Origin of the sequence: Mycobacterium colombiense (genome assembly GCF_003284935.1) — a bacterium.
GTDB classification, from domain to species: Bacteria; Actinomycetota; Actinomycetes; order Mycobacteriales; family Mycobacteriaceae; genus Mycobacterium; species Mycobacterium arosiense_A.
In genome coordinates this window covers 39,096-62,565 of record NZ_QMEV01000001.1, presented here as the reverse complement: position 1 = coordinate 62,565, position 23,470 = coordinate 39,096, and the positions used below count along the sequence as shown (strand labels likewise).

The 23,470-nt window shown below is 58.5% G+C and carries 31 protein-coding genes and 2 tRNA genes; 13 read left to right on the top strand and 20 right to left on the bottom strand.

Annotation, left to right across the window (positions count from 1 at the left end; all coding sequences use genetic code 11):
* Positions 1–2: 2 nt before the first annotated feature.
* The 11 genes from DQP57_RS00370 to DQP57_RS00325 form a co-directional block, all read right to left on the bottom strand.
* Positions 3–371 (bottom strand): hypothetical protein, encoded by a 369-nt coding sequence (locus DQP57_RS00370; protein WP_112630646.1) that lies wholly within the window; start codon positions 369–371, stop codon positions 3–5.
* 17 nt (positions 372–388) lie between these two features.
* Positions 389–805: a hypothetical protein gene (locus DQP57_RS00365; protein ID WP_133259203.1), complete on the bottom strand. Its 417-nt coding sequence runs from the start codon at positions 803–805 to the stop codon at positions 389–391.
* A 93-nt stretch (positions 806–898) separates the two neighbouring features.
* Positions 899–1,906: a hypothetical protein gene (locus DQP57_RS00360; protein WP_133259202.1), complete on the bottom strand. Its 1,008-nt coding sequence runs from the start codon at positions 1,904–1,906 to the stop codon at positions 899–901.
* Between the two features lie 29 nt (positions 1,907–1,935).
* Positions 1,936–2,331, bottom strand: a complete 396-nt coding sequence (locus DQP57_RS26525; RefSeq protein WP_133259201.1) for a hypothetical protein — start codon at positions 2,329–2,331, stop codon at positions 1,936–1,938.
* Positions 2,328–2,732, bottom strand: a complete 405-nt coding sequence (locus DQP57_RS00355; protein WP_133259200.1) for a hypothetical protein — start codon at positions 2,730–2,732, stop codon at positions 2,328–2,330. The genes DQP57_RS26525 and DQP57_RS00355 overlap by 4 nt, the downstream gene beginning before the upstream one ends.
* A 53-nt stretch (positions 2,733–2,785) precedes the next feature.
* Positions 2,786–3,130, bottom strand: coding sequence for a phage head completion protein (locus tag DQP57_RS00350; RefSeq protein WP_112630638.1), 345 nt, complete (start codon positions 3,128–3,130; stop codon positions 2,786–2,788).
* A 120-nt stretch (positions 3,131–3,250) separates the two neighbouring features.
* Entirely contained in the window at positions 3,251–3,859 is a 609-nt protein-coding gene (locus tag DQP57_RS00345) for a hypothetical protein (RefSeq protein ID WP_205868993.1), read from the bottom strand.
* Positions 3,856–4,092, bottom strand: a complete 237-nt coding sequence (locus tag DQP57_RS00340; protein WP_112630636.1) for a hypothetical protein — start codon at positions 4,090–4,092, stop codon at positions 3,856–3,858. Before DQP57_RS00340 ends, DQP57_RS00345 begins: the two co-directional genes overlap by 4 nt.
* Before the next feature lie 344 nt (positions 4,093–4,436).
* Positions 4,437–5,969, bottom strand: coding sequence for a phage major capsid protein (locus tag DQP57_RS00335; protein WP_112630634.1), 1,533 nt, complete (start codon positions 5,967–5,969; stop codon positions 4,437–4,439).
* Between the two features lie 20 nt (positions 5,970–5,989).
* Positions 5,990–7,192: a hypothetical protein gene (locus DQP57_RS00330; RefSeq protein WP_112630632.1), complete on the bottom strand. Its 1,203-nt coding sequence runs from the start codon at positions 7,190–7,192 to the stop codon at positions 5,990–5,992.
* A gap of 2 nt (positions 7,193–7,194) precedes the next feature.
* Positions 7,195–8,724 (bottom strand): phage portal protein, encoded by a 1,530-nt coding sequence (locus tag DQP57_RS00325; protein WP_205868992.1) that lies wholly within the window; start codon positions 8,722–8,724, stop codon positions 7,195–7,197.
* 394 nt (positions 8,725–9,118) lie between these two features.
* Between DQP57_RS00325 and DQP57_RS00320 the strand changes: the two genes are divergently transcribed.
* A complete protein-coding gene (locus DQP57_RS00320) occupies positions 9,119–9,577 on the top strand; it encodes an HNH endonuclease (protein WP_112630628.1) in 459 nt (152 codons plus the stop codon).
* On the opposite strand, the gene DQP57_RS00315 is transcribed toward DQP57_RS00320, so the two are convergent.
* The 4 genes from DQP57_RS00315 to DQP57_RS00300 all read right to left on the bottom strand — a co-directional run bounded on the left by DQP57_RS00315 (position 9,572) and on the right by DQP57_RS00300 (position 12,537).
* On the bottom strand, positions 9,572–11,272 hold the full coding sequence (locus DQP57_RS00315; RefSeq protein WP_112630626.1) for a terminase large subunit: 1,701 nt from the start codon (positions 11,270–11,272) through the stop codon (positions 9,572–9,574). The two genes, DQP57_RS00320 and DQP57_RS00315, sit on opposite strands and share 6 nt — an antisense overlap.
* Before the next feature lie 151 nt (positions 11,273–11,423).
* The gene (locus DQP57_RS00310; protein WP_112630624.1) at positions 11,424–11,630 is read right to left on the bottom strand and encodes a hypothetical protein; all 207 of its coding nucleotides are present in this window, start codon (positions 11,628–11,630) and stop codon (positions 11,424–11,426) included.
* A 302-nt stretch (positions 11,631–11,932) separates the two neighbouring features.
* Entirely contained in the window at positions 11,933–12,058 is a 126-nt protein-coding gene (locus DQP57_RS27400) for a hypothetical protein (RefSeq protein WP_276310807.1), read from the bottom strand.
* Between the two features lie 47 nt (positions 12,059–12,105).
* Positions 12,106–12,537, bottom strand: a complete 432-nt coding sequence (locus tag DQP57_RS00300) for a phage terminase small subunit P27 family (protein WP_205868991.1) — start codon at positions 12,535–12,537, stop codon at positions 12,106–12,108.
* Between the two features lie 247 nt (positions 12,538–12,784).
* Between DQP57_RS00300 and DQP57_RS26520 the strand changes: the two genes are divergently transcribed.
* On the top strand, positions 12,785–13,411 hold the full coding sequence (locus DQP57_RS26520) for a hypothetical protein (protein WP_133259199.1): 627 nt from the start codon (positions 12,785–12,787) through the stop codon (positions 13,409–13,411).
* Positions 13,412–13,500: 89 nt separating this feature from the next.
* A complete protein-coding gene (locus tag DQP57_RS00290) occupies positions 13,501–13,773 on the top strand; it encodes a hypothetical protein (protein ID WP_112630620.1) in 273 nt (90 codons plus the stop codon).
* A 426-nt stretch (positions 13,774–14,199) separates the two neighbouring features.
* On the opposite strand, the gene DQP57_RS00280 is transcribed toward DQP57_RS00290, so the two are convergent.
* Positions 14,200–14,272 (bottom strand) — tRNA-Asn (locus DQP57_RS00280).
* 270 nt (positions 14,273–14,542) lie between these two features.
* Between DQP57_RS00280 and DQP57_RS00275 the strand changes: the two genes are divergently transcribed.
* The gene (locus DQP57_RS00275) at positions 14,543–14,800 is read left to right on the top strand and encodes a hypothetical protein (RefSeq protein ID WP_112630619.1); all 258 of its coding nucleotides are present in this window, start codon (positions 14,543–14,545) and stop codon (positions 14,798–14,800) included.
* A gap of 172 nt (positions 14,801–14,972) precedes the next feature.
* Here DQP57_RS00275 and DQP57_RS00270 read toward each other — a convergent pair whose 3' ends face one another.
* The gene (locus DQP57_RS00270; protein ID WP_165821717.1) at positions 14,973–15,335 is read right to left on the bottom strand and encodes an HNH endonuclease; all 363 of its coding nucleotides are present in this window, start codon (positions 15,333–15,335) and stop codon (positions 14,973–14,975) included.
* Positions 15,336–17,455: 2,120 nt separating this feature from the next.
* Between DQP57_RS00270 and DQP57_RS26515 the strand changes: the two genes are divergently transcribed.
* From DQP57_RS26515 to DQP57_RS00240, 6 genes are all read left to right on the top strand, one after another.
* Positions 17,456–17,743 carry a hypothetical protein gene (locus tag DQP57_RS26515; RefSeq protein ID WP_133259198.1) on the top strand — a complete coding sequence of 96 codons (288 nt, stop codon included), beginning with the start codon at positions 17,456–17,458 and terminating at the stop codon, positions 17,741–17,743.
* A gap of 364 nt (positions 17,744–18,107) precedes the next feature.
* Complete coding sequence (locus DQP57_RS00255) at positions 18,108–18,605, top strand: antirestriction protein ArdA (protein WP_346427292.1); 498 nt, start codon at positions 18,108–18,110, stop codon at positions 18,603–18,605.
* A 911-nt stretch (positions 18,606–19,516) separates the two neighbouring features.
* On the top strand, positions 19,517–19,702 hold the full coding sequence (locus DQP57_RS26510) for a hypothetical protein (RefSeq protein ID WP_133259197.1): 186 nt from the start codon (positions 19,517–19,519) through the stop codon (positions 19,700–19,702).
* A gap of 630 nt (positions 19,703–20,332) precedes the next feature.
* The gene (locus DQP57_RS00250) at positions 20,333–20,563 is read left to right on the top strand and encodes a hypothetical protein (RefSeq protein ID WP_133259196.1); all 231 of its coding nucleotides are present in this window, start codon (positions 20,333–20,335) and stop codon (positions 20,561–20,563) included.
* 287 nt (positions 20,564–20,850) lie between these two features.
* Positions 20,851–21,294, top strand: a complete 444-nt coding sequence (locus DQP57_RS00245) for a hypothetical protein (RefSeq protein ID WP_133259195.1) — start codon at positions 20,851–20,853, stop codon at positions 21,292–21,294.
* On the top strand, positions 21,294–21,611 hold the full coding sequence (locus DQP57_RS00240) for a hypothetical protein (RefSeq protein WP_133259194.1): 318 nt from the start codon (positions 21,294–21,296) through the stop codon (positions 21,609–21,611). The genes DQP57_RS00245 and DQP57_RS00240 overlap by 1 nt, the downstream gene beginning before the upstream one ends.
* 256 nt (positions 21,612–21,867) lie before the next feature.
* Here DQP57_RS00240 and DQP57_RS00235 read toward each other — a convergent pair.
* Positions 21,868–21,941: transfer RNA gene (locus DQP57_RS00235), tRNA-Gln, on the bottom strand.
* Between the two features lie 48 nt (positions 21,942–21,989).
* Between DQP57_RS00235 and DQP57_RS00230 the strand changes: the two genes are divergently transcribed.
* Genes DQP57_RS00230 through DQP57_RS26750 form a run of 3 tightly spaced genes read left to right on the top strand, consistent with a single transcriptional unit; the run spans position 21,990 to position 22,680 of the window.
* Positions 21,990–22,253 (top strand): hypothetical protein, encoded by a 264-nt coding sequence (locus tag DQP57_RS00230; protein WP_112630611.1) that lies wholly within the window; start codon positions 21,990–21,992, stop codon positions 22,251–22,253.
* 30 nt (positions 22,254–22,283) lie between these two features.
* A complete protein-coding gene (locus DQP57_RS26505; protein WP_133259193.1) occupies positions 22,284–22,481 on the top strand; it encodes a hypothetical protein in 198 nt (65 codons plus the stop codon).
* Between the two features lie 37 nt (positions 22,482–22,518).
* A complete protein-coding gene (locus tag DQP57_RS26750) occupies positions 22,519–22,680 on the top strand; it encodes a hypothetical protein (protein WP_165821716.1) in 162 nt (53 codons plus the stop codon).
* A 217-nt stretch (positions 22,681–22,897) separates the two neighbouring features.
* Here the strand turns inward: DQP57_RS26750 and DQP57_RS00220 are convergent, their stop codons facing one another.
* On the bottom strand, positions 22,898–23,089 hold the full coding sequence (locus DQP57_RS00220; RefSeq protein WP_165821715.1) for a hypothetical protein: 192 nt from the start codon (positions 23,087–23,089) through the stop codon (positions 22,898–22,900).
* Positions 23,082–23,465: a hypothetical protein gene (locus DQP57_RS00215; protein WP_112630608.1), complete on the bottom strand. Its 384-nt coding sequence runs from the start codon at positions 23,463–23,465 to the stop codon at positions 23,082–23,084. Before DQP57_RS00215 ends, DQP57_RS00220 begins: the two co-directional genes overlap by 8 nt.
* Positions 23,466–23,470 lie beyond the last annotated feature (5 nt).

Sequence of the window (23,470 nt, the reverse complement as noted above, 5' to 3'; positions counted from 1 at the left end):
CCTTATTTAGTTGGATTCAGTTGTTTCATGATGTGTTCGCGAACTTGACGCGTGCGCTCAGCCAGGTCCATTTCGGCCTTCCTCTGAGCGGGTGAGGAAACCATGTCGATTTTCATGTCATGCTGGGCATGGATGGCAGCCTGATCGGCTCGCAGCAGTCTTATCTCATTGACAATGGCTGCGCGGAGGTATTCCTCCTCGTTCCAGTCCCAATCGTTGCGTTCACGCCAATAGGTGGATTTGTGATCGGCTTCCAGTGCGCGGATAAGCACCAGGAGCCGGCGACTGGACATCCGGCCTTGATGCCAGTCGAAGATGTCGATCCCCCGAAAGAGTAAGTCTGCCTCAATCTCTCGGGGGAAGTGCCGCATGTAGATAACGGCTTCGACTATTTTGGGTCAGCTTCAGCCCTTGCCCGGTGCTCCTGGGACAGGTACTGCCAGGCGAGGGTCACATCATTGGAGTGACCGCCGGCCGCGATGAACTTCTCGTGCTGTTCCTCACCCAGGAGTGCCCTGGCGATGCGGATCTGCAACGGCTCAGCGGGCTTTCCATCGATCTGTGGAGGGTCCACAATCTGATTCTTACGGTCCCTATCCAGATCCTGGAAGGACTGCACGATCTCCAGGCGCTTCTGCGCGTCGTCAGAGATCAGCATGGGGTGGGGGATTTCGAACACCTCTTCATTGGGCATTTCCAAGCGAATGGAGGCGAGCTGTGATTGAGCTTCGATGACTTGCTGTCGAAACTCTTCCAGGCCCATTTGGCGACGTTCTGCAAGTGAATTCTGCGGCCGTTCGGCCATGTAGTTCTCCTATGTGGATAGAAGAAAGGCCCCGGTGTGTGCTCTTCCGTTGATACGGTTCCGCACACATTGCGGGGCCTTTCTCATGGGTTGTTACGAAAGGGCGGTAACGCTGTTCGACACCGTGTATTCGGCGGTCGTCAGGTTGGCGCCAGTCGCGGTCACCGTGAAGGTGTATTCATCGGTGGCGGTCAGACCGGAAACGGTCAGGGTGACCGTCCCGTCAGAAGCAACCGACGTGGTCAGATCCGAATCCGACACTGCGGTCGTCGTGGAGCTGGTGGTCTGGCTCACCGAGTAGGTGAAGGGCGAGTTCTTCGACGTCGGCTGAGCGAACACCAGGGTCGCCTTGCCACCCGCAACGGCGGTAGCCGTAACGGTCTTGACGGTCGGAAGGGTCACCGGACCACCCAGCGCCAGCCAGGCCGGCCCGCCATAGACGGCGTCCTTGACGAAGCCCGAGGCGGGGTCAGGGTAGGTGCCGAACGAAAGACCGAATTCATCCGCCTTCTTGGCGTTGAACTGACGCTTGTCCAGCTTGGTGATTGAGATGCGCGGGCGAAGCTCGGCAACATAGATCGGGTTGGACAGCTCACCGTCGACACCGAGGATCAGCATCTGGCGGTAGATGATCTGCGGAATGAGCGAGTAGGTGGCGCGGAAGTCCGCGGCACCAACCGAACTCAGGATGGACTTGGCACCGGTACCGGGCACGTCCACCAGGGGCAGGTTGTTGTACAGCGCCAGCGCAACCTCGTTGGTCTCGGCGCAGACGACCTGGATGTCTTCACCGTCGCTGTCAACGTCAGTACGCTGCGGGAAACGGTTCTGCCAGATGTCAGTGTCGGACGTCTTGTATCGCGGCGTGAAGTCCACACCGTTGACGTCAATGGCGCCGATGTCGAACCAGGGGCCGCCGGGGTTGTCAGCGTCGAACAGGGTCGACTTCAGGCTGCCGTCAGTTTCGAAGGGCGTGAAGCCCTCTAGGGAGGTGGTACCTGAGGGGTCCCAGTCGCGGACCAGCACAGAGCCATACAGCCACTTACGAATGTTGTTGCTGTCGACCTCATTAAATGCTGTCCACAATTCACCTGTGGTCATATTAAGTTGTGTCCTTAAATATTAAGTTATCAAGAGGATTGATTCATCCTCAGTTCGATGCGGTAACGACCGCAGTATCGTTGAAGATTAGGGTTCTCGTAGTTGTGCCAAGCCGGCCGCTCCAAGACGCACATGCGGTCTATGGAGGCTGGGCCATTGCTCAAATTGAACGACAGCTTGGGGGTAAGCACCCAAGGGTTCATCACGGCGTCCAGTTGCCTTGCCGCCTCGGCCGCTGCGGTACGGGTGGCCGCGAAGGCGTGTACCGATATCAATGCATGATCCGTGATCCAGTCACTGGGACTGGGGAGGCGGTTCACTAGATAGAAGGGCAGCGGGGGCGTATTAGGCATGTCTAGGCCGACGTTCGCAAATGATTGGGCGAGATAGGCGACTACAAGTTCCTCAGCGTCGGCGGCGATCATCCAATAAACAACGCATTGGTGATGCGGGCGCCTTCGTCAACGGGGCCACCTCCAAAGTGCTGTAGCACTCGGATTCCATACCCGTGCTCGGGGTTGTGGATGGATCCGTATTCCAGCCAGTCGGCTAGCGGGATGAGGTCTGAGCCAACGGTGATCACACCGTCTGGATCCTCATGGACCTGAATGGATTCGAGGTAGTCCTCGGGCCAGTTCGTCCCATAGGCCGTTGGTCCGTCGTCGCGTCCGTGTGTGGGTTTGTCGCCGCGCTCGGGGGCGATGGACTTCCAGTATTCCTTGACCTCTTCGGCCTTGGCCCTCTTGGCGGCCTGCACGATTGCGGATGCAACGATCCAGCCCTCAAGGTCGGCCGCGTGAACTCCACAAGCTTCCAGTTCGGCCATGAAAGCCGCCTTGGACATGAAGCGCCCGCGGTCATCGCGTGGCTGTGTAGCCATTAGCCCTCCTGCTGTTTGCAGATGAATCGGCAGAAGTCGATCCGGCCCCAGTCATCCGGGGTGATCTCAATGCCCATGACGCGGTAGGAGATACCGTTGTAGACCGCCGTCCACTCAGCCGAGATCTGGGCCGTATTGGTGTTGTACGGCGTGTAGATCTTGTGTGTGGCCTCGGAGTACGCGGTGTTGTCGATCTTGTCCCTCACCGAGATGGGCTGCTTGGTGCAACCCACCTGGGTAAAGGGGGATGCGCCTTCGGACGCCGGCACGGTGTGGTACTTGTCTACGACGAAATCGCCGGGGGGGTTAAACGTGATCGCGAGTGCGCCGGGATTCTGGGGCATTCTTTCTCCCATTCCAATACGCAAGCGCCTCTTCAGGACTCAAGGTCCCGAGAGTGCGGTGGTCGTGTGGATAGTCCTTCTCGTAGCTGATCCCACACACGTCGCAGAAGAACACCTCGCTCACGCGATAGATATCAGCGTGTAGCGGTCCAGGATGCGCTCATCGAACGCATCGATCACGATGCCGACGCCGCCAGTGTTGCCGGCGAAGCGGTCGTTAACGTCACCAATGCTGCGCTGCAGCTTCAGGGTTGGGTTCTCCAGGTACTGTTGCGCAAAGCGCACGGCAGCGTTGATGAGGGACTTCGGGACGGTTTCATAGCCGTGGTCGTAGGTGACTTTCAGGCTGCCGGGAAGCCAAGGCCAGGTGGGTCCGAAACTCTGCATCACACCGGGTTCTCCGGTGGTGTCGTAGATCAATCCGGTGTCATTGACATAGGCGTAATTGGTGAGGGTTGTCCACACCATTCCGCCACCAGTCTGGCTCGGCAGGAGCGCCTGGACTTCACTGACGTTTACAACCGGGATCTCGGGCAGGAGCGCCTGGCGATACGGCTTGGGGTCAATGAAGACGGTATCGTCCTCGACTACATCGAATCCGTTGTCGCCGCGGTTGCAGTACTCCTCAATGAAGGACTGCGCCCAACTCAGTGCCTGCGAAATGCTGGCCTCGTCGTAGACACCGCCGATGGGGGTGAACGCCTCAGCGAGTTGGGTTGCGAACGTCACTTAGACTCCGCGGCCTCGTTAGCCTTCGGCGCCGGCCGACGCCGACCACGAACCACCTTGGTCTCAGTCTCAGCCGACTTCTCGGCCTCGCTGTCCTCTTCGCGGCGCACGGTGCTGAAAACGGTCTCGGGCTCGGGGCTGATTACGGTGGGGTAGATACGCCCAACCGAGATAACCGGCCGTTTCGGTGGCGGGTTATCCTTCACCACTACGCGGGTGATGGGGTAGCTCATGCTAGGGAATCTCCGTCCAGGGTGGAGGCGTAAGAGTTCCCGGTGGCCGTCACCGCGTACAGCGAGAATGGTGTTTGTACCACGGGTGTCTGGTAACTCTCTCCGGGATGAAGCTGGAACCCCCCAGTGGGCGAATTATCCGCCGTGACTGTGGATGCCCCGATGAAGATGGTGAACGGGCCATTATTTCGAACGATAATCGGCAGGCCGGTGCTGGCCGTGACAAGGGTGGTAGCGGTAGTGCCTATGGTAATCATTTTGGGTAAATGCTCTCCTTTCGGTGGCCCCGGAGCCCACCAAAGTTGGTATACGCCAAATAAAGTGGGCATCCGGGGGCCAATTGACTAACCGCTGTAGTTAGCGCCCTTGACCAGTTGCGTCAACTGGAAGGCGGTCGGACGGTAGCAGAGCAGACCCAGACGCTCGTCAGCACGAACGGTGATCTTGCCTTCGATGAAGTCAGACTCGTTCGAGTTCGTCATCTGCATCTGAACGCCCTGACGGCGAGCCGTCTGGACGGACTGCGCGTCGAACCAACCGGTCAGGATCAGACCCTTCGGCATAAGCGGGGTCGTCACGACGGGAATGTTCCACAGGCTCTTGACCGGGGTACGCGAAACACCGTAAACGTTACCGAAGTACGAGGTGTTCATGAACTGACCGTTATTGTCCTGAGCAGTTTCCAGCAACTGCCAGTCGCGCGGGTTCATGATGTGCGCGGTCGGGGACTGGAAGACGGCCAACTCGATATCGACCGCAACGTCCTTCAGGTTCAGCGACACCGTCAGCGGGTCGGGGTACTTGCCCGCGGTGTCGCCCGAGGTGCCGGCCGCACCGGTCACGACGCGACCCAGCGGCAGGCTCGAAAGCGAGATCGCCTGCGCGCCAGCACCGTAGGTGCCAGCCGGCGGGAACACGAGAGCGGAACCAGCCGTCGCGTGGGTGTCGCCGTAGATCGAACCAGCCGAAGACTTGGTGAAGTTCGAAGCGAAGCTCAGCAGACCGCCGACACCGGGGTAACCGGTACCAGCCAGGATCTGAACCTCTTCCTGACGCTGCAGGCCCAGCAGCAGGCGACCCTGGACGAAGTTGTACAGGGTGGCCGCGTCGGACACGGCCTCGTCGGTGATCGTCAGAGCGTTGGCAATCTTGCCGATCTGCGCGTACTCGCGAGCGATTTCGATGCTGGAGAACGGGAAGGTCCCACCCTCAGCCACGCTCGTGGCCTGCATGTTGTCCGAAGACTCAGTCAGGTACGAGATGTTCGGAGCGGTCGTCGCGAACGAGCTGATCAGGTCCGGAATGGTCAACTGGTAGAACAGTTGCTCCACAATGCCCGGGCGCCAGTCGGGCTGAATGCCCTGACCGAAAGTACCGCCCAGGAACGGGGTCTGACCCGCGGCAGCCGCGGCGATGCCAGCGTTACCGTCCAGGCCTTCACCCATCAGGTTGTGGGCCTCGGTGGCGTCGTTCGACAGGCTCTTCATGCCCAGCATGACGTTGACGTCCAGCTTCTTGCGGAAGCCGTCCTTGAAGCCGAAGACCTCGGCGAACTCTTCGTGGCTCGCGGCCTCGCGCGCCAGGGCCTTGATGCCGGCGCGGCTCATCGGGCTGGCGACCTCAAACTTGGTAACGCTCTTGCCGGACTTGGCGTCCAGAGCCTCACCGCAGTTGGCCAGCTTCGCGGCCATCTCCGAAGCGGATTCGCAACGAGACATGTTGGATTCCCACGCCTTGAACTCGCCCTCAAGGGCCTTCCACGCGGTTTCCTTCTCGTCCTCGGTAATGGAGTCATTCGCCTCAAATTCGGTGGCGAAATTCTTCAAGCGGTCGGTGAGTTCCCGACCCTTGTGGTCCAGTTCTGCCTTAGTAGGCATATTCTTTTATGGTCCTTCTATTAGGAATTGATTTTGGTGCGCGCAAGCAGTTCGTATCGCTGCGCGGTTCTTTCTCGTTGCGCCTTCTTGGTCTCAGCGGCGTCATCGGCGGGTGCGGGTTCCTTATCGGAAGCGGCAGCGGCCTCGGCGGGTGATTCGTCTGGCGTTAAAACTTCATCCAGGGCTTTCGCGAAAGCCTCTGCGGGATCGACGGACTTGTCTCCGTCTGGGTCGAAAATGCCGAGCATTTCCATGAGCGAGGCGACAGCCTCCTTCGCCCCAACCAACAGGTCCAGTGCCTGCCCAACGGGCTCGGGCAGCGTGGAGCGGTCAGCCGTGGCCGAAAGGTCAACGGCCTCATCGATAATGGCGTCCAGGCCAGCGACGACCTGGTGGGCGTCGACATCCTTGGTCTCGACGTCGTCGGTGCTCTTGTTGGCACCATCGCTGGCGCCCGTGCCGGGGTCGGCGACCTCGATCACCGGGCATGCGGCACCCAGGTGGCTGGATGCGTCGTGGATGGCCTGCACGAGGGCGCCGTCGCTGCCGATGCCACTTGCGGTGGCGCCGGCCTTGGTGACGGCCTCGTTGATGGACTTCTCCCACTGATCCATATCGATTCGGGGGAGAACGTCAACGTAGACAGCGGCCTTGGCTTCACCCTCGGAGTCCTTGGGAGCCGCAGCCTCTTTGACGCCCAGAGCGTCCAGGACGGCCTTCTTGACCTCGTCGGGCACATCACCCTCGGTGGCGTCAGAAAACGCGTCCTTGAGGGCGCTGGCGGCCTTGGATGCGAGGATTACCGCATCCCGGTTGGAAGGGATCGCAACAATGCCGGCATTCAGCAGTTCGCGCTTCTTCTCACCGCTCTTCTTCGTCTTGTCGACCATGAAAGCCACAGAGACGGTGCGGATGTGACCCTCGTCCACGAGGGTGCGGACCTCTTGGGCCCGCGGGATGGACGAAAAGTAGGCGTCCATCATCATCTTCTGGCCGTCGAAGTACGGCGTGAAGGAGCCGACAGTCTCGGCCACGGACATGCCGTGGTCCATGTCCAGCGGGTAGCGGTCGAACGTAAAGTCCTTCCACTCCTCCTGGAACAGTTCGTCGCCGTCGCGGTCCTCGGAGGGGGTGGAGAGAATGGCAGTGAAACCGCCGTTAGGACCGTAGTCCTTCTCTGCAACCTCTTCGATAGAGGCGAAGGCCTTGCTGTAGACCTGCATTATTAAGTTGTCTTGCCTTTCTTATCGCGCTCGGCGATAGCCATACGCACCGATTCGAGAATGTCCTCAAGTTCGTCGGGGTACTTGCCCGCCAGATCAAGGGCGAAAGCCTTGAGTTCTTCGGGGGTTCTGCCACGGCCCACTTGGGCGTTCACTTCGCGGAAGTGCTTGGGGCGTGTGGATGAGGGGTTCTGGTTTCTTGGCTGCGGCCCACCCGATTGACCACCGGCCGGAATGGGCGTCGGTGGCTTCTTGGGTATCGAGTGTGGCTTGCCTGGCTTGCTGCTGTTGCCCTGAGCGAGGGCTGGCACGGGGGTGGTCTGGGGGCCAGGGTCTAGGTGGATGCCATCTGGCGTAACCCCGGTCGCTTCAGTGTTCATGCGGATAACCTCGCCGGGCGTGCCGAGTTCCTGAATCGCAGAGTTGCAATAGAGCTTGTCCGCCTTAGGATCGTCATATCTGTTGTAGCCCAACAGTTCTCGTGCTTCATTGGGCGTGATGGCTGCAACAGAGACACCCTTGTGGGCAGCCTCCATACGCATCTCAAAGTCACCACGCATCACCTCGTCGGTGGCGAACCGCATGATGTTCTTGCGGGACCAGAACGATCCGACGTAGGTGTCCATGACGCTCTGGATGAACTCGATGACCGGGGCCATCGTGTCGCGGTAGAAGCCGCGCATCTGCTCGGTGATGTTGGAAAACGTTGCGTGCTCAAGGATTCCGATAAGGGTCGGAGCAACGTCATAGACGGCCGCGATCTCCTCGCGGTTCATCTTGCGGCATTCGACCAACTGCAGATCCACTGCAGAGATCTGGAACTCCTTGGCCTCGACGCCATCCTCTAGGACCAGGGTCTGACCGACGTTCGATGAGCCGGCGTGCGCCTGATCGAAGGCGATCTTGAGCCGCTTGGCGCCGACGTCCGTCAGTCGATTGGGCGTCTGCAGAATGAGGTTGGGGCGCGCACCGTTCTTCCACATGGAAGACACGGCGTTGCGTGAGGAATCCTCGGCAAAGATGGTCTGGCGAATCGCCTCCATCTTGGACATACCGCGCTCAAGCTTGCCGGGGTTGTACAGCCGGAAGGGGACGACGTCACGCTGGGGGAAATGCACCAGTTCGGTGTTGATGCCCGAGCCGGCCTGGAAGTAGTAGTCGTAGCTACCGTCCTTGGCGTTACGACGGATCGCCACGCGTGAGGGGTGCATCGGCATGAATCCGATAGGCACGTCATTTCCATCGCGGGCAATAGCCAGGTAGGCCTCGCCGTAGATGTCGATGGTGGTCTGTATCCAGTGCCAGAAGCGGAAGGGGTCCAGGTATGGAGCGCCCTCAATCTCCAAGCACGGGTTGGCGATGAGTTGTGCGTACTGCGAACGGGTGTCTAGCTCTCGCGTATCCCCGTTGACATCCCAGACATTGACGGGGAGGCGGGCAAGAGCGTTTGCTCGCTTGTCGATAACGACATGCACCCAGGGAGACCGCTGATAGATCTCGCCGTACAGGGCGTAGCGGTACTCCAGCTCCATCCCCAAATAGTCTGCGTAGTAATAGCTTTGGGGGATAATGGGCTGAAGTTCAGCAAGCGCCTCGGGGGCAATCGGGACAGAACCACCACTGACACGAACAGGTAGGTTTTTGCCCTTACTCGTCCGCATGTCTCACCGGAACGGTTTGGACGTAGGCGACATTTTCGTGGCGAATATATAAGTCGCCATCGGCCTTTTCGGGCGTAGCATCGTCAGGATAGGCGATAACGTCACCAAAGACGGCATAAGTGCGATCCTCGGATAAGAGTACACCCGAGAACTGCATTCCCACCCGAGGGGTGACATGGAAGCGTTCGCGGAGCTTTTTGTGTATTAAATTTTTCAAATACCCCTCCAGGGTGCGATACCCGTACAGTAGTGGTATGCTGTCGGGGTGGAGTTGGAAAAGTTACGGGCCAGGTTTGAGGCCAAGTACGTGCGGGGCGAGCCCGACGAATGCTGGGAATGGCGCGGATACCGTGACCGTCAGGGCTATGGAAGAATGCGGCTACTCGGAGAGCAGGTCGCCGCCAGAATTTCCTACCGTCTGTATAGGGGCGATATCCCCACGGGCTTGGTCATCCTGCATCTGTGCGATAACCCGCCATGCGTGAACCCTGGTCACCTAAGGGTCGGAACCATAGGGGGCAACAACAAGGACCGCGCAGCCAAGGGGCGCAATGCCCCACGCCGACCGGGTGGCCATAATAAGCTGACCGATAGCCAGGTGCGCGAAATCCGTGAACGCTACGAAGCGGGTGAGCGGCAGTATGCGCTGGCCGACGAGTATGGCGTTAACCAATCCAATATCAGCCGTATCGTGCGACAGGAACGATTGGCCGCCGTCTCATAGGACCAGAACATCCCTCTCGTTGTAAATCGAATAGACGGCACCGTCCCTCGTCCACCAGGCATTTGTCGCCATGATTGCCGCTGGTACAGCGTCGATTCGCTTAGATGCTCGCATTCGATTCGGCTTCTCGGGCATGATCAAGTCGGGGTCCGAAGACTTGTATTTAGCTTCACAGGCGTCAAAGCAGAATCGCGCCAGTGGATTGTTGTGATGGCGGAAGATGCCATCGGTCACCATGTCGTAGACGCGGTGCATACCGTCTGACATCGTCGCGAACTGGTTGTCGTAGGCGTAGATATCCTCCACGCCGATACCGGTTTCCAGCCGGATCCGCTGAATGACGGGTTCGGACATGTGCTTGTCGACGTCCCCGCCAAGGAACGTGAACCGGAGAGAGTCAGCCTTGATATCGGCGTAGAGCTGTTCGAAGTCCAGAACGTCACCGGGAGTGACGGTGAGCCACTTGCCTTCCACGAATTCGTGGGTGAAGCGACCCTTATTGAGGCGGTCCAGCTTCTCTAAGCCGGCCTCACAGATCCAGTGGCGCCAGACAACGTCCACGCCATAGGAGGGATCGGCACAGGGGAACAGGTAGCAGATAGAGCAGAGATCCTGCTTCGCTGCAAGGTCAAGGCCGAAGTAGCAATCGCAGCCGGCGAAAGAGTTCAGCAGTGAGTCATTGTCCGGATAGACGATGTCGCGGTTGGACGCCTTGTCCCAGAGGAACATGTTCATCCAGCGCACCGTCGAGGACTGCCACTGATTGAGGCGATACTGACGGAAGGCCATCTCCGCAATGGGGTTGGTGCGTGCCTCATGAGCCTGCTTGCGCAAGCCCTCCAGGGTGAGGAAGTCACCCAGCGCGGGGTTGGCCAGCGGCCAGTTCTCCTCTTTCCAGGGGTCGGCCTGTTCTGGGGTGTTCTTCAGATAAACGAAGACGTGGCGGTGTTCTTCAAGGTCTGGATGTTCTAGCGCCGCTTCCATCTTCTTGTGCATCTGGCCGGCGAAGCCCTCTGGATCGTTACCAGCGGTGGTGCTGGCCATCATTAGAGGTTGTAGACGCGCTCCTGAACCCATACCGGTGCGGAGGGAGTCCCACATATCACCTGACTGCCAGGCGAGGATTTCGTCTGCCCCGACACCTGAAGGGTTACTACCAAGAGCAGACTTAGCGTCAGCCGCGATAACTTGGTAAAAAGACCGGGTTTTGACATCGTAGATTCGTTTCTTGTAGTCGCTGACCTTCAGGCGCTTAGACAGCACGGGGGAGAAGAGGACCATCTGTGCGGCGACGTCGAAGGCGAGTTGGGCCTGCTTAATGTCGCGGGCCACACCGTAGATCTCGCCAGCCTCTTCATCGTCTGCGCAGAGCAGGTAGAGCATGACGCCGGCCAGGAGTTCGGTCTTGCCGTTCTTACGGGCCAGCTCGATCCAGGCGATTTCGTAGCGTCGCTTGTAGCATTCGAATTCATCCGACCACACCACCCTGCCGAAGAGCGGCCGGATAATGTCGTCACGCTGCCATTTGGCGAGGATGAACTTCTTGCGGGCGTAACGACCCTTGGTGTGTACTAAAAGTTCCTCAAAGAACCTCTGGACGCGATTAGCGCGGGGAACACAGAAGTGTTCGCCCTTCTCTACGCAGGTGACTCCGTCGAGGGTGTATCCGCACTCAGGGTACTTTCTTCGTCGCACGGCACCCCCTCTGGGAATATCGTCTGCTCAAGCCTTTCGACTGCAGCAGCGAAAGCTGGACCTCGCTGTTTATGGAGGTCCAGCTTTTCGCGATGCTGGAGAAATCGTTCTTTCAGGCGTTTATGGATGATGCGGTTTGAGGGGCCAGCCATTACAGCTTGGCGATGGCCTCGTTCACCAGGTTTTCGACCTGCCGAACCACGGTCACGACCGGCGCGATCTGGGGGACCAGGGGCTCGGCCAGGGTCAGGATGTCAAGAGCCTTGTTCACCAGGGGCTCGACAGCCTTAACGTCAATGACGCCCTTGGCAACCGCGTCCTCGATGTCCTTGACGATCTGTTCAATGTTTACGGACATATTCACCTTTCGGGGTGTTGATGGATGTTCACAGTTCGGGTACTGTGCGGGTAGGGAAGCTTTCATAGCGCCCGTTATCGGCATAGGAGACACAGTGGCCCACAACAAAGGATCGTGGTTCCATTCGTGGGAATGGGATGGGTACAGCCTGCGGCGCTGCACGCGATGCGGCCTGTGCGAGGAGCATGTTCAGTTTGGACTGTTTCACAATCCATCTGCCGAATGGCGCGAGACTGTCAAGGCAAACAACCACTTCGCTGCTGTGGATCGCGCTCGCAGCCTTACGTAGGGTGTACTCGGCGCTAGAGCGACGCGGCGGTGTCAGACGGGTCGTAGGGGTAGATGCGGAAGATCACCGGACCCTCTTTGATGCCGACCTGGGCACCACGAATGGCCATCGCGACGCGATCCTGCAACTCGTCTTCCATGTCCCCCTCGGGGTGGCTGAGCCACGCCTCTAAGCGGTAGGTGGCCACTAACTAAGTAGCCTCTCGGCGCCCTGTGCGGGCCCGTTATCACTGGCGTCGAGTCGGAGGTTGGCACGATCACCCGGGGTGAAGCCGAAGCGGGATCCCAGCTTGGCCATCGTCTCGACGTGGTCCCTCATCATCTGGTGGTAGGGGGACTTGATAACACCGCCGGCCGCACCGCGTTCCACAAACCGGCCGTACTCCGACTGGCCTTCGTACAGCAGGTCGCGGCACTCTCGGTAGAGGGCGACGGCCTGACAGAACGCTTCGAACGTGTAGACGTCCCACGGCGTGAGGCAGCCCTTGTCGATCAGGTCTGGAGCCAGTTCATCCCAGATAGCCCTTGCGGCCTCTGACATGCCCTCAGGGGCGACAACTTCGCCCTCGGTGGGTAATGGCTCATCACGGTTGATGCGCGACTCCTGCTCGCCGGCCACCACCTTCAGGTGAGTTGGCCGCGGTTTGGGTCCACGTTGGCCCATAATATAGACACCTCCGTACAGGTACAGTAGGATAACGATTAACGGGAATTGAGCCCGACTAAAACTTAGGAGCGTAAATGGGCGACATCGGCACCAATCCACGCAGGGTAGAAGTCCTCCCCGCGACCAAGCCTGTTCGGCAACCAGCACCCGAACCCGCACCTTCACCCGTGAAGGTTCCAGAGAAGGAGCCGGTGCCGGCATGAGTGACTACTCTGGGGAAAAGGTTGACCTGGAGGTAGCCCGGTACGGGCTCCGTACATTCAGGGCGCTGCCCGCCAGTCAGGTGGATGCGGGCAACCGGTGGGGATTCTTTAATTCATTCACAAGGCTCGACATCCTGTTCGGCACCGAGCCCTGGGATCCATTTGCGGACAATCCCGCGGATCCACTGACCCTGTGCTCGGTAACCATGCCGGGATCGCATTGGGCTGACGGGACTTGCAAAGCCGAGTGCGTGGACGATCCGCAGTCGGTATCAGCACTGATAAAGGCGCTGAATCACCTTGGTGAACACGAAGCCCCAGGCGAGGGTTGCCACTGTGGCATCTACGCCACACTGTCCCTCGAATGCCTCAACAAGCAGTACGGCGACAGCGCCCAGCATGTCGTCGCCGTGGTCGCCGCCGAGGGCCAGACCATCATCGGCACCAAGGGCTTTCGCACCCAGTACGCCCGGGTCGTCGCCTACTGGTGTGACGACAGGCTCGCCAAGCCGTGTGCTCGGCAGTTCCGTGACGCCAGACGCTACCTGGCCATGTCCTCCATGCTGCGTGACTACGGAATTCACAACCACGATCCCTCACGCGAACTAGAACAGTCAGCGTAGAGGCTATGGACACCCTGCGTACGGGTACAGTAGGATTCGGGGGGGTTTAGGGCGCTTTGCGCCGAGTTTAGTGAGGTTAGGGAGGGATTATGGGCGATATCGTCCCAAATCCGCAATGGTGGGGCCTGGGGGACTGGCAGAGCCGTCTAGCCGAGAGGAGAGACGCCAGTGAGGAGCTGTCCGAATATCAGGACGATCCTGCGTGGCAGACCATCTACGAGGCCCTGATGGAGAACGCCACCGACCATTGGCCGGCCGACGCCCCGCCCATCAACGAGCGCATCCTCACCCTACTGAACGAGCTGGTGGTTCCCGACGCTGATCGGGTCTTCGAAGCACTGCGAGAGGCCGAGTACGTATGACTGACGTGTACGTAGCGGGCAAGAGGCATCGTTGCGATCCGCCCGACCGTCCGCTGGGGAGCATATGGCTCTGCGAGTGCGGCCGGTACCTGTACGCATTCGACACTGACGGCTGTGCGCCGCCCACGTCATTCTGGACGCCCGTGCGGTGGTGGAACTGGCGCCTCAAGCGACGCATATCCGACTTTGAGTGGGGACTGGCGTGAAGGATCTATCATGCAGTTAAGCGACCTACCGCAGCGGCAGAATCCGCGGCCGAAGATCCATGGGCTATGCCCTGGGGACTATCCGGACGGGTGGGTGGAATTCGACCACCTCGACGGCATGTACAGCTTCTGCGAGGTCTATGACGAAGTCGGCAATTACCTCGGCGTCGTCCATCTCAAGTTCTCAATGCCACTGGAGCCCTATCTCGACGGCTACAGGCTGGCGCGGGAGGATTCGAACCTCCAACCGGCGGATTAACAATCCGCTGCTCTGCCCATTGAGCTACACGCCAAGGAAAAGAATGCCCAGACAAGTCATCAACAGATACCTCTACACCTGCGACAAGACCGTGAGTCGACGCGGCCATCGCGGGGAGGTGGCGCAGCCATGTACACATGTGCAGGTGGTCGACGCAGTCTGTGAGGAAGACGCGGACGCGGTCGTGCGGCAGCGGGGATGGCGGTATGAGCGGGATGGGTGGAGCTGTGGTGGGGTTCATCAGGTCAGGACAGCGGTGCTGGCGTGATGTCGATTTCGCAACGTTATCGGCAGAGAGGACACCATGAGCAAGATTGACTTCCACAGCCACGTTATCGACATCGACGGCACATCGTGTCAGGTGTCAGTGCCCGGTCCCGCCTATGACTGCGATGACGAGCAGTGCGCCTTTGAGCGCAAGGTTATCGAGGGTATGGCCGAGTGGCCACAGGATCAGCTAGAGCGCCAGATCGCCTACCAGGATGGTCTGTCGGCGCGGCACTTGGCGAACGCCTGGCGGCTACGTCAAGCACTCGAAATCAAGCAATCTAAGGCGACATAAGGCGGATTTACCAAAGCGATGGAGATGTATTCGAGCTGGTGGCTCTGTCCCAAGTGTGAGAGCAGATCCCATAAGGCCAGTTACGACAGCGCTGCAGACCTCATTATGGTGACTTGTGGCCATTGCGGCTACAAGGAAGAGCAGCTACCGCGGGACGCTGTGTCGTGACTGATCAGGCTGCAACCTTTGCGGACTTCCGGCAGTTGCAGATCCAGTGAGCGCACTGGACATTTGACCTGACATGTTCGCCACCCCGGGATAGGGGGATGATGTGATCGAGGCTCGCGGCCATGGGGTCGGGGAACTTAAGCTCCGGATCGACCGGGCCGGCGCAGACGCCACACGTCCAGTCGTCGGATTCGAACACCTCGACAGGATCGATGCGCTCGCCGCCCTTAATCAAGTCGCGGCGTCTTTGGGAATATGCCGAGTCGGGCGGCCTGTGGGCATCGCAGAAACGGATGGGCTGCGAACTTCCCGAGATGATCTTTATGCCGCAGGTCTCGCAGTTCGTGACCGGATAGCCCTTTCGCATCGAAGCGTTGTGGCAATCCTTGGAGCAGAATCTCCTTTGAGCGGATCCAACCGGTATCACGACCCCGCAATGGGAACACTCCCTGTTAGGGGTGCGATTTCGGTAAAGGTTGGCCATGCGACATGCGCGTGAGCAATATAAAGCAATCGGACCACGACGCGACGTCACCTCAAACGACCGGGAGCAGAAGGTGCAAATTGCCTGGTCGCGATTTGTCGTGGGAACGTAGTAACGACCTGGTGGGGAGCATGATGGGCAGCGCTTACGCGGCCGGCCACGCCCTTGATGCGGCTCCAGGTCAACGCCGCAGTCTACGCATTTCAGTCGAGGAGTCCTTGGTTGGCGTTAATCGAAAACCCTTGCACTGCTTAGTGTTTCGGGGTGAGGTTTTTGGGAAGCTGGGTTTGGATTATTTTCCGAAAACCCTTGCACAAGAACGGATTACGTGCTTCGACACGGATCGAACCGGAACGGTCGCCCCGCTTATGACACTGCAGGGATTTCGACCCACCCCCTCCCCTCCAAACGTCAAGGGGGACAGCGGCTCTCTTTAGCTCATACCAGCACGACAACGCGGGTGGTCGACGGCTCTCTACCGCTCATAGTGGTGGGAATGTAATGCAGATAGATACACCATGCAACCCTCTAGGTACGGGGCTGGCTAGCTGTCCACTGGTTGTGGTGATGGGTGCAGAGTCCACGCCCGTACTGTGGGTCATCAGGGTCTAGGCCCATACGCACTAGCTGCCTACGGGTGTAGGGGTAGTGGTCTGCGTGTACGGATGGTTCATCGCAGTCCTGCATTACGCATATTGGATCCCGCATTAGGACGGGACGGCGGAACATTCTCTCGTGTCGAGACCCATATCCGCGTTCGGAGCTATTCCCACGACGCTTCTCCGCTTGCTTGTAATGGGTGCGACAACGGGCCTGTCGGTATACGGGCTGTCCGCACACTGTGCAGGGTCTAGGGGGACGCTTCAATTGACCAGCGTTAATTTGATAGTGGCCCATTTCATCGCCTCACGCCAAGTGTCGAACCCTCGGGCGCCTAGGTATCGGTGAATGCCGGTCCAGGTGTTGGATGCGTTCTTGAATACCTTCGCTCGTGTGCTGGAACTATTGTTGACATTGGGAAGCATATGGGGACATTCCTATTGTGTGAGTGCGTACTGTAGGGGTACACTGAAATTACCAACCCAGCTAGGAGGGCACCATGGACGCATTAGGGCGGCTACGGGAAGCATTACGCGAGTTTAACCACGTCGAAGCCCGCGACGCGCACGGATTAGACACGGCTAACGCTGGTATCGGACTGGCATTAGCGGTAGGGGACTACCTAAACCAGCTGGACAACGAACCCATTAGCCGATAGGAGATAGGACAAATCGTGAAACAGTACTCACGGATCACGGATCAAGGCACGGCGATGTCAGAGGCGACGTTATGCGAGGAGCATTTCGTGCAGCCTTATATTGACTACGCCAACTATGACGCGGACAGCGCAGAGGACGCGAGTACTGACCGCCAATGGTATGACAGCAGCGAGAACGATTACGTCACCTGCTACGAGTGCGGGTTAAACGCCGTAGCCGAGCGGCTAGACCGGGAGTTGGGGCGATAAGGAGGGAGGTAGGAACCAAGAGAGTCGGAGCAATCCGGCTCTCTTTTTTATGCGTGAGGTATTCACATTGCCGTACAGTAGGCGTACGATAGAGGCATGAGCGAGACAACCATTACGCGATAGGGGTAAGTCATGTCGACATTCACAGTCCGCCGCGAGTTGACCACAGTCTTACACTCGGAGTTCTCCCGCGAAGAGGTGCTAGCGCTACTTCGCGCTGTCCACCCCGGGCGCGACTACGACTCGTCAGATGACGAACAGCTAGCGGAAGAGTTTGAGTGGGAAATCGGTAACGCGACTCTAGTAACAGATTCCGTTGTCGAGCGGGAATGGTCCGAGGTAAAGGATGTTACCGAGTCTGTAACCGTAGGTAGGGGAATGTGATGGTCATCGAGATCCGCCCACAAGTCTATGCCGTAGTGGTGAATGGGCATCGGTTACGTCAGCACTACTTTACTAAGGAATCAGCGCAGAACGCAGTGAGGAGTATGGCGCGATGAGCACTAAAGTTATCTTCCGCAAGGACAAAGCGGCCAACGAGGTAGTAGCAGTCTTTCCGCAGATCGCCGCGACATACAACGGCCGCGAAATGACCTGCTACGCGCACTTGGGCCAGCATAGCGCATGCTCTAAAGACTGGTACTACACCACCGTGCCAGCTCGCGAGTATGAATACGCGGGACTGCATGGCGAGCTGGTCGCGCGTGGATATGACGATCTAGTCGTAGGTCGCCGCATAACCCAGCGTGACGACCGTCTACGCATGGCGGAGAGTCGGGTTTAACTAGGCATCCCGCGCCGCCAGCGCAGCCTGTAGTAGATCGCCGGCATGGTCATCAGTACCTGTCACGGTAATGATGAGGTTAACCGTGTCATCGGCGCAATGTTCGGCCGAGACAGAGCAACCAGCGTATTCGCATAGCTTCTTCGCTACCTCGATAGTGCGGAGCTGGACGTCTTTACTTCGCACGTTTCTTCACCACGTAGCCGTTAGATTCCAGCGTAATCACAATTGCCTCCGCGATGTGTCTGCGGAGCTTCTGCAATTGGGGACTGTTGTGGTGGAACTGTACCAGCTTGACCGGGCCTGTCGGGTGCTCTAGTAGCTCCAGACGCTTTTCTAGGCAATCGATTGCTGATGGTTCGCTGTGAATCAAATTACTCCTTGCGTACGGGTACTGTACGGGTTTACACTAGGGATAGGACTACCAACCTACACAATTCAGGGAAGAGAGAAGGCAATGGGAATCGACAACTATGAAGACATCATCGATGTCCGAGACATCATCGAACGCGTCGAGTACTTGGAAGAGACGTCAAACGGGTCTGTGGTCGACGGGTCTGCCGGCGCGGAATACGAGGGTCACGAAGATGATCACGAGGAATACGCCGAGCTTACTGCGCTGCTAGACGAATTGCGCGGCAACGGTGGCGATGAGCAATGGCGCGGTGACTGGTACCCGGTCACGTTGATTCGCGACTCGTATTTCGAGGACTACGCGCAAGAGTTGGCAGAGGACATCGGGGCGATTACCGGCGCGGAGCAGTGGCCACACAATTGCATCGATTGGGAACGTGCCGCGCGCGAGCTGCGAATGGACTACACCAGCGTCGAATATGACGGCGTGACGTACTGGTACAGGTGAGTCATGCCCGCGCTACTTAGCAGGTTCTATCACTACCTGATAGACGACGTGGGAGCGGAGTTAGAAGTCTCGGACTCCGCTGCATGGATGCAAACACATTCGGGAGATGACAGTGATTAAAGCAATTGGTGTCGCACTGGCAGTAGGAGCACTCGGATTAGCTCCGACCCACCACGGGACCATCACGGCTAAATGCATGGAAGATGAACCGTGCTGGTCGTGCGTTGACGACGGTAACCGTGTCTGTGGTCCGAACAATGCCAACCATGCTCCTGCCGGCTGCTATGACGATGGCGGCGTGCTATTCGCAGAATGGCCGTGCGAGCCATGGAAACCTAGCGATGGCTATCGTCACGGCGACGGAAGTATCACATATCCCGATAGCTGCGAAATCAACCTGTATACCGGACAGATCGATTGCTCCGGTCAACCTCACGGAAGCGATTGGGATAAGGATCCTGGCAGCTATTTGCCCGTGAGTAAGCATTTACATCAGCGCCACAGTGACCGGGCAGTGCAGCGGACTAAGTTCGCCGACTTCGCAACGGGTCCTAACGCCTATGACAACGGTTCTTATGTAGGAGGTTACAACTGATGAAACGTTCAACTGTAAATGTCACTCTTGAGCGGGTCAGCGGCGACGAAATCGAGCTAGTCGGCGAGGCAAGCAAATATGCGTTCAATTCTGGTATACGGGCATCAGAAGGCTTGGCGCGCGAGTATGCGCGGAGTCTCGGATTGATCCTAGTGGGAGATCAGCCGCAACGCGTGGGAGACGTCTATTCGAGAGTCTGGCGTAATGGTGACGTGAAAGTAATAGCCACAGTGGCGCGCTTGTGACTGCGCTTGGCTCACTACGTGTCTAGTGAGCCTTACGGAGTTACATCACTACAAGTAGTAAGGACAGTGAAATGAAGCTATATCACTTCATCGCAACAGAGCGCGACACGGAGCGCTACGAAGTGGGACAGGTTCTAACCGTAGAACTTGTTGGATTTGACCCAGATGCCGGGCTCCCCATTGTTGAGAATGTATCTGGCCGAGACCAGTTCACCGTAGAGCCCTACGAGCTACGAAAAATTGAATCATCTGAGTGACATTACATCGCTCATCTAAACAGGTGAGCGGTCTAATGCCACTGAGACTAGGAGGTGAGTAAATGAGCTGGACACTGCACGTTACCGGCGCGGAGTGGGGAACGATCCCCAGTGTGGATTTTGTCGCCACGCATAAATCCGGCCGGCGTGAGGAATTCAGCGTGTCCCTATGGCCTAGCGGGTGGCGGATACTCGCGCGGGGCCTCACGATTCCTGCCACAGTGCGGCGTGAGGCATTGAAGATTGCTAAGGAGCTATGGACGTGAACGACTCGACACGCTTTATCGCGCTGGTCTGCATGTACCAGTCCAATCTGGGCCTCACCTACCAGGAGGCGGTGGAGAGGGCCGAGTCGGAGCTGGCCGGCTAAAAATTTCCGCTACAAAAATTTTCGCTACAGCAACTAGGAAATCAGGGTATGGACACAACAAACGAGCGTACGTATACTGTACGCATGGAGAGCCCGGATAGGATCTACCGCGGTGATCGCGTCTCGTGGGTACGGGAACGCGATGGCGTTCGCACGTTTGGGCGAGTCGAGCAGACCGGCAACGGCTTCTATGTGGTCAAATCGGATCACGGGGTGCATACAGCAGTCCGCTGTGGACGTGTGACCAAGGAGTGTGGCTGATGACCGTTTCGGACGAATTCGACCAGGTGGATGCGATTCTGTCGCGGTTGCGTGGGCGTACCCAGACCTGGCGTTCGGCCGTGGCCGCGGCCAACGATGAGCGCGCCCAGGTCAACAAGTTGCTGTGTGACGCCAGGCAGGCCGGCGCATCGTTTCGAGAGATGCGTGACGCCACCGGTCTCGGCGTGGGCACCATTCAGATGGTATTGGCCAAGGCAGGAATTTCGTAGATGTGTCAGCACTGTAGGCGTACGGATGGGTGGCATTTCGCGGGCTGCCGCGCACTGTCTGCCGCTGTCCTGGAGTGGCAGCGGGTGGGGGATCGTTGGATCTATCGGCGCAAAATTGGCCCGTAAAATTTCTGGCTACAGCGCATTAACTGAATAGCATTGGCGAGTCGGCAAAACATTGGAGTCGGTACTTTTCAGTCGGGCATAAGTCTTGTGTCTCACTTATCACACGTGATAAGCTGACGTCATTCACTAAACTACCAACCCTCAGTATAAGGAGGACTAGCATGACTCAACCAAAATGGGATATCCGTAAAGCCATGGAAAGGCTGGACATCACGCCAGTCCCTTATCGACCCATGGAAGGAGAGCCACGCGGGTACAGCATCGGCCGAGAAGTGGCGATAGACCCGCAGGAGCGTTACCCCGAATTCGTGGCCATGCACGAGATGGCGCATATACTGCTCGGGCACACCATGAAGTTCCCCGAAACGGTCGAAGAGATGTGGGCGGCATTACCTGCGCTGGCGCAGAAGGTGGCCAACGAGGATCTGCATGAGGTCGAGGCTCACTCAGTCGCCATCTTCGCCGCGGGCATGGCCGGCGTCGAGTTCGACATGAATCAAGAGCTGGACTACCTGTCCTATGTGCTGATGCACTGCGAGGCCACCGACGAGCATGGCGAGAGGATTGCCAAGGTGGCCGGGGAGATCCTGGAGGCTGGACTCTGATGGGCGACAAAGCGACAGTGAAAGTTCTGCTGAACAACTCCGCAGCATTTCGTGGGTACACGGCTGGTGACGATCTGACTGAGGCCATCGTTTTCCAGTCCTCATTGCCCGCGTGTGGGCATATCGAGATGCTGCTGAAGATCGTATTCAGTCAGTTGAACAAAGACGATCCTGGGACAACCTGGGCGCAGGAATACCGCAGGAACGGTAACCGCAGCCTCTCGGTTGGGGATGTCGTGGTGATCGGCGAAACAGCGTATGCGTGTGAGCCGATGGGGTGGAAGCGCGTGACGCTGCTGACGCTGGTGGGGCAGTGATGGATCATCTTGCCCGCGTGCGTCGCCTAGCGAAGATCTGGCAGCAACAGGCTGAAAAAGCCTCGTATACCCGAGCTGGCCTCAATGAAGCGGTCAAGGAAGCGAAGTTATCGGGACACACGTACGAAGAGCTTGCAGAAGCTATTGGTATGTCTATTCCGACAGTGCAAAGGATGTGTCAATGAAACTCATGGAGGTAGCAGCCCCGCGGTGTCCCAACTGGCCGGCGCGGTGTCCGTGTGCCGACTGCCAGCGGTGGCTCCGGTGCAAGGATTCGAACCCCAACCTTCGGGTCCAGAGCCCGACGTCCTGCCGTTAGACGACACCGGATTTCATAAACGCAACGTTATCGGCTAACAAATCACAAGGAGAACCAAGATGGCTGACTATGACTACCGCCGTTTCGAGGACATTCCCAGTGGCACCGCGTTCGCGGACAAGTTCGGGCGCATCGGGACAAAGCATTCTGCCGGGCACGCCACCGACCACGGCTATTTCAACGACGACGGCATCTTCCAGTGGGAGTTTGACGAGTCCCGCGAGTACCTTGACGCCGACGATGACGAGCTGGACGACTGCGACACGTTCGACGCATATCCGTACTACGCGCTGCCCAACGTCAAGCCGCTGAGCCCGACATAAGACCGTGCAGTTATCGGCAGAAGGGTCAACATGAGCGAGACACTGAAAGAGCGCACTTGGCGTGAACGCCTAGAGGCCAATGCGGCAGTCGATGCTGCCCTAATTGACCTGCTAGCGGCGCAGCATGAAGTCGATGAGGCTCGACAGAGATACAACGATGCGCTGGCGGCGCGTGACCGCGCTGTGCGCGCCAACATCGCCGCCTGGCATCCCGAACAGACGACATAAGACCGCTTGATTATCGGCACTTCGACAGGGAGATGACATGAAGGTTTTCGATTACGCCATCGGGCGCGGAAACGGGGATGTCGAGGTCCGTTTCACGGACGGGAGCAGGTACGACGTCCCCGAGCCGGAATGGAACGCCATCGTTGAGGCCGCGCAGGACGGGCGCGCAAAGCTCTCGGTTCACTTCCCTGAGGCCTGACGTAAGGCGTCTTATCGGTCCTCTGGGCCCTCTTCGCACTCTTCCGCATCAGTTAGGGCGATGACGGCCGGCAAGGCGTCCAGGCGGTCACACAGGGCCAGGATGGCGTGGGTGAGGGCTGAAGGCCAGGCTTGTGGTCGGCCATCCGGTGCGATACCGCCATGAGCCCACACGTCGCTGGCGCCTAGAAGGGCTTCGGCGATCTCTTTGTGATCCATTACAGCGGATCAATTCCCAACTCATGGTGGGTGAACAGTGGGTGATAGCGCACCCCTCGTTCGCGGAAAGACGTATCGGCCACGCCGGCACGGTCCACTAAAGGCATGACGGCTAGGATCTCAGCGCCGGTATCCCATACGGCATCGAAGGCGCGCATGAGTGAAGCACCAGTAGAGACCACGTCATCCACGAGGACGACCTTTGTCGAACTCGTCAAGCTCGGCGCCCTCGATCAGCTTCTGTAGGCCGTGATCTTTGGGCTTGTCGCGCACGGAGAACCAGTCAATGCCCACCTGTGCGACAGCGATGGAGAACGCCATGAAGTCAGCGCCCATTGTCGGCCCACCCACCGCCGTGGGGAGTGGGATGCCCAGTTGGCGGCGATAGATACGCATAGCCTCGGCTAGATGCAGCATCGCACCGCTGTGGGTGAATAGGCTCTTGAGGTCAAGGTAGGACGTTGTCTCTTCCCCGCTGGCGCAAGTAATAGGCTCGCGACGCTGGTGGGCGCGGTAAGAGATTTGGTTACGCAGACCCACCCAGTAGGGGATCGATGACTTGTCCATGCGGA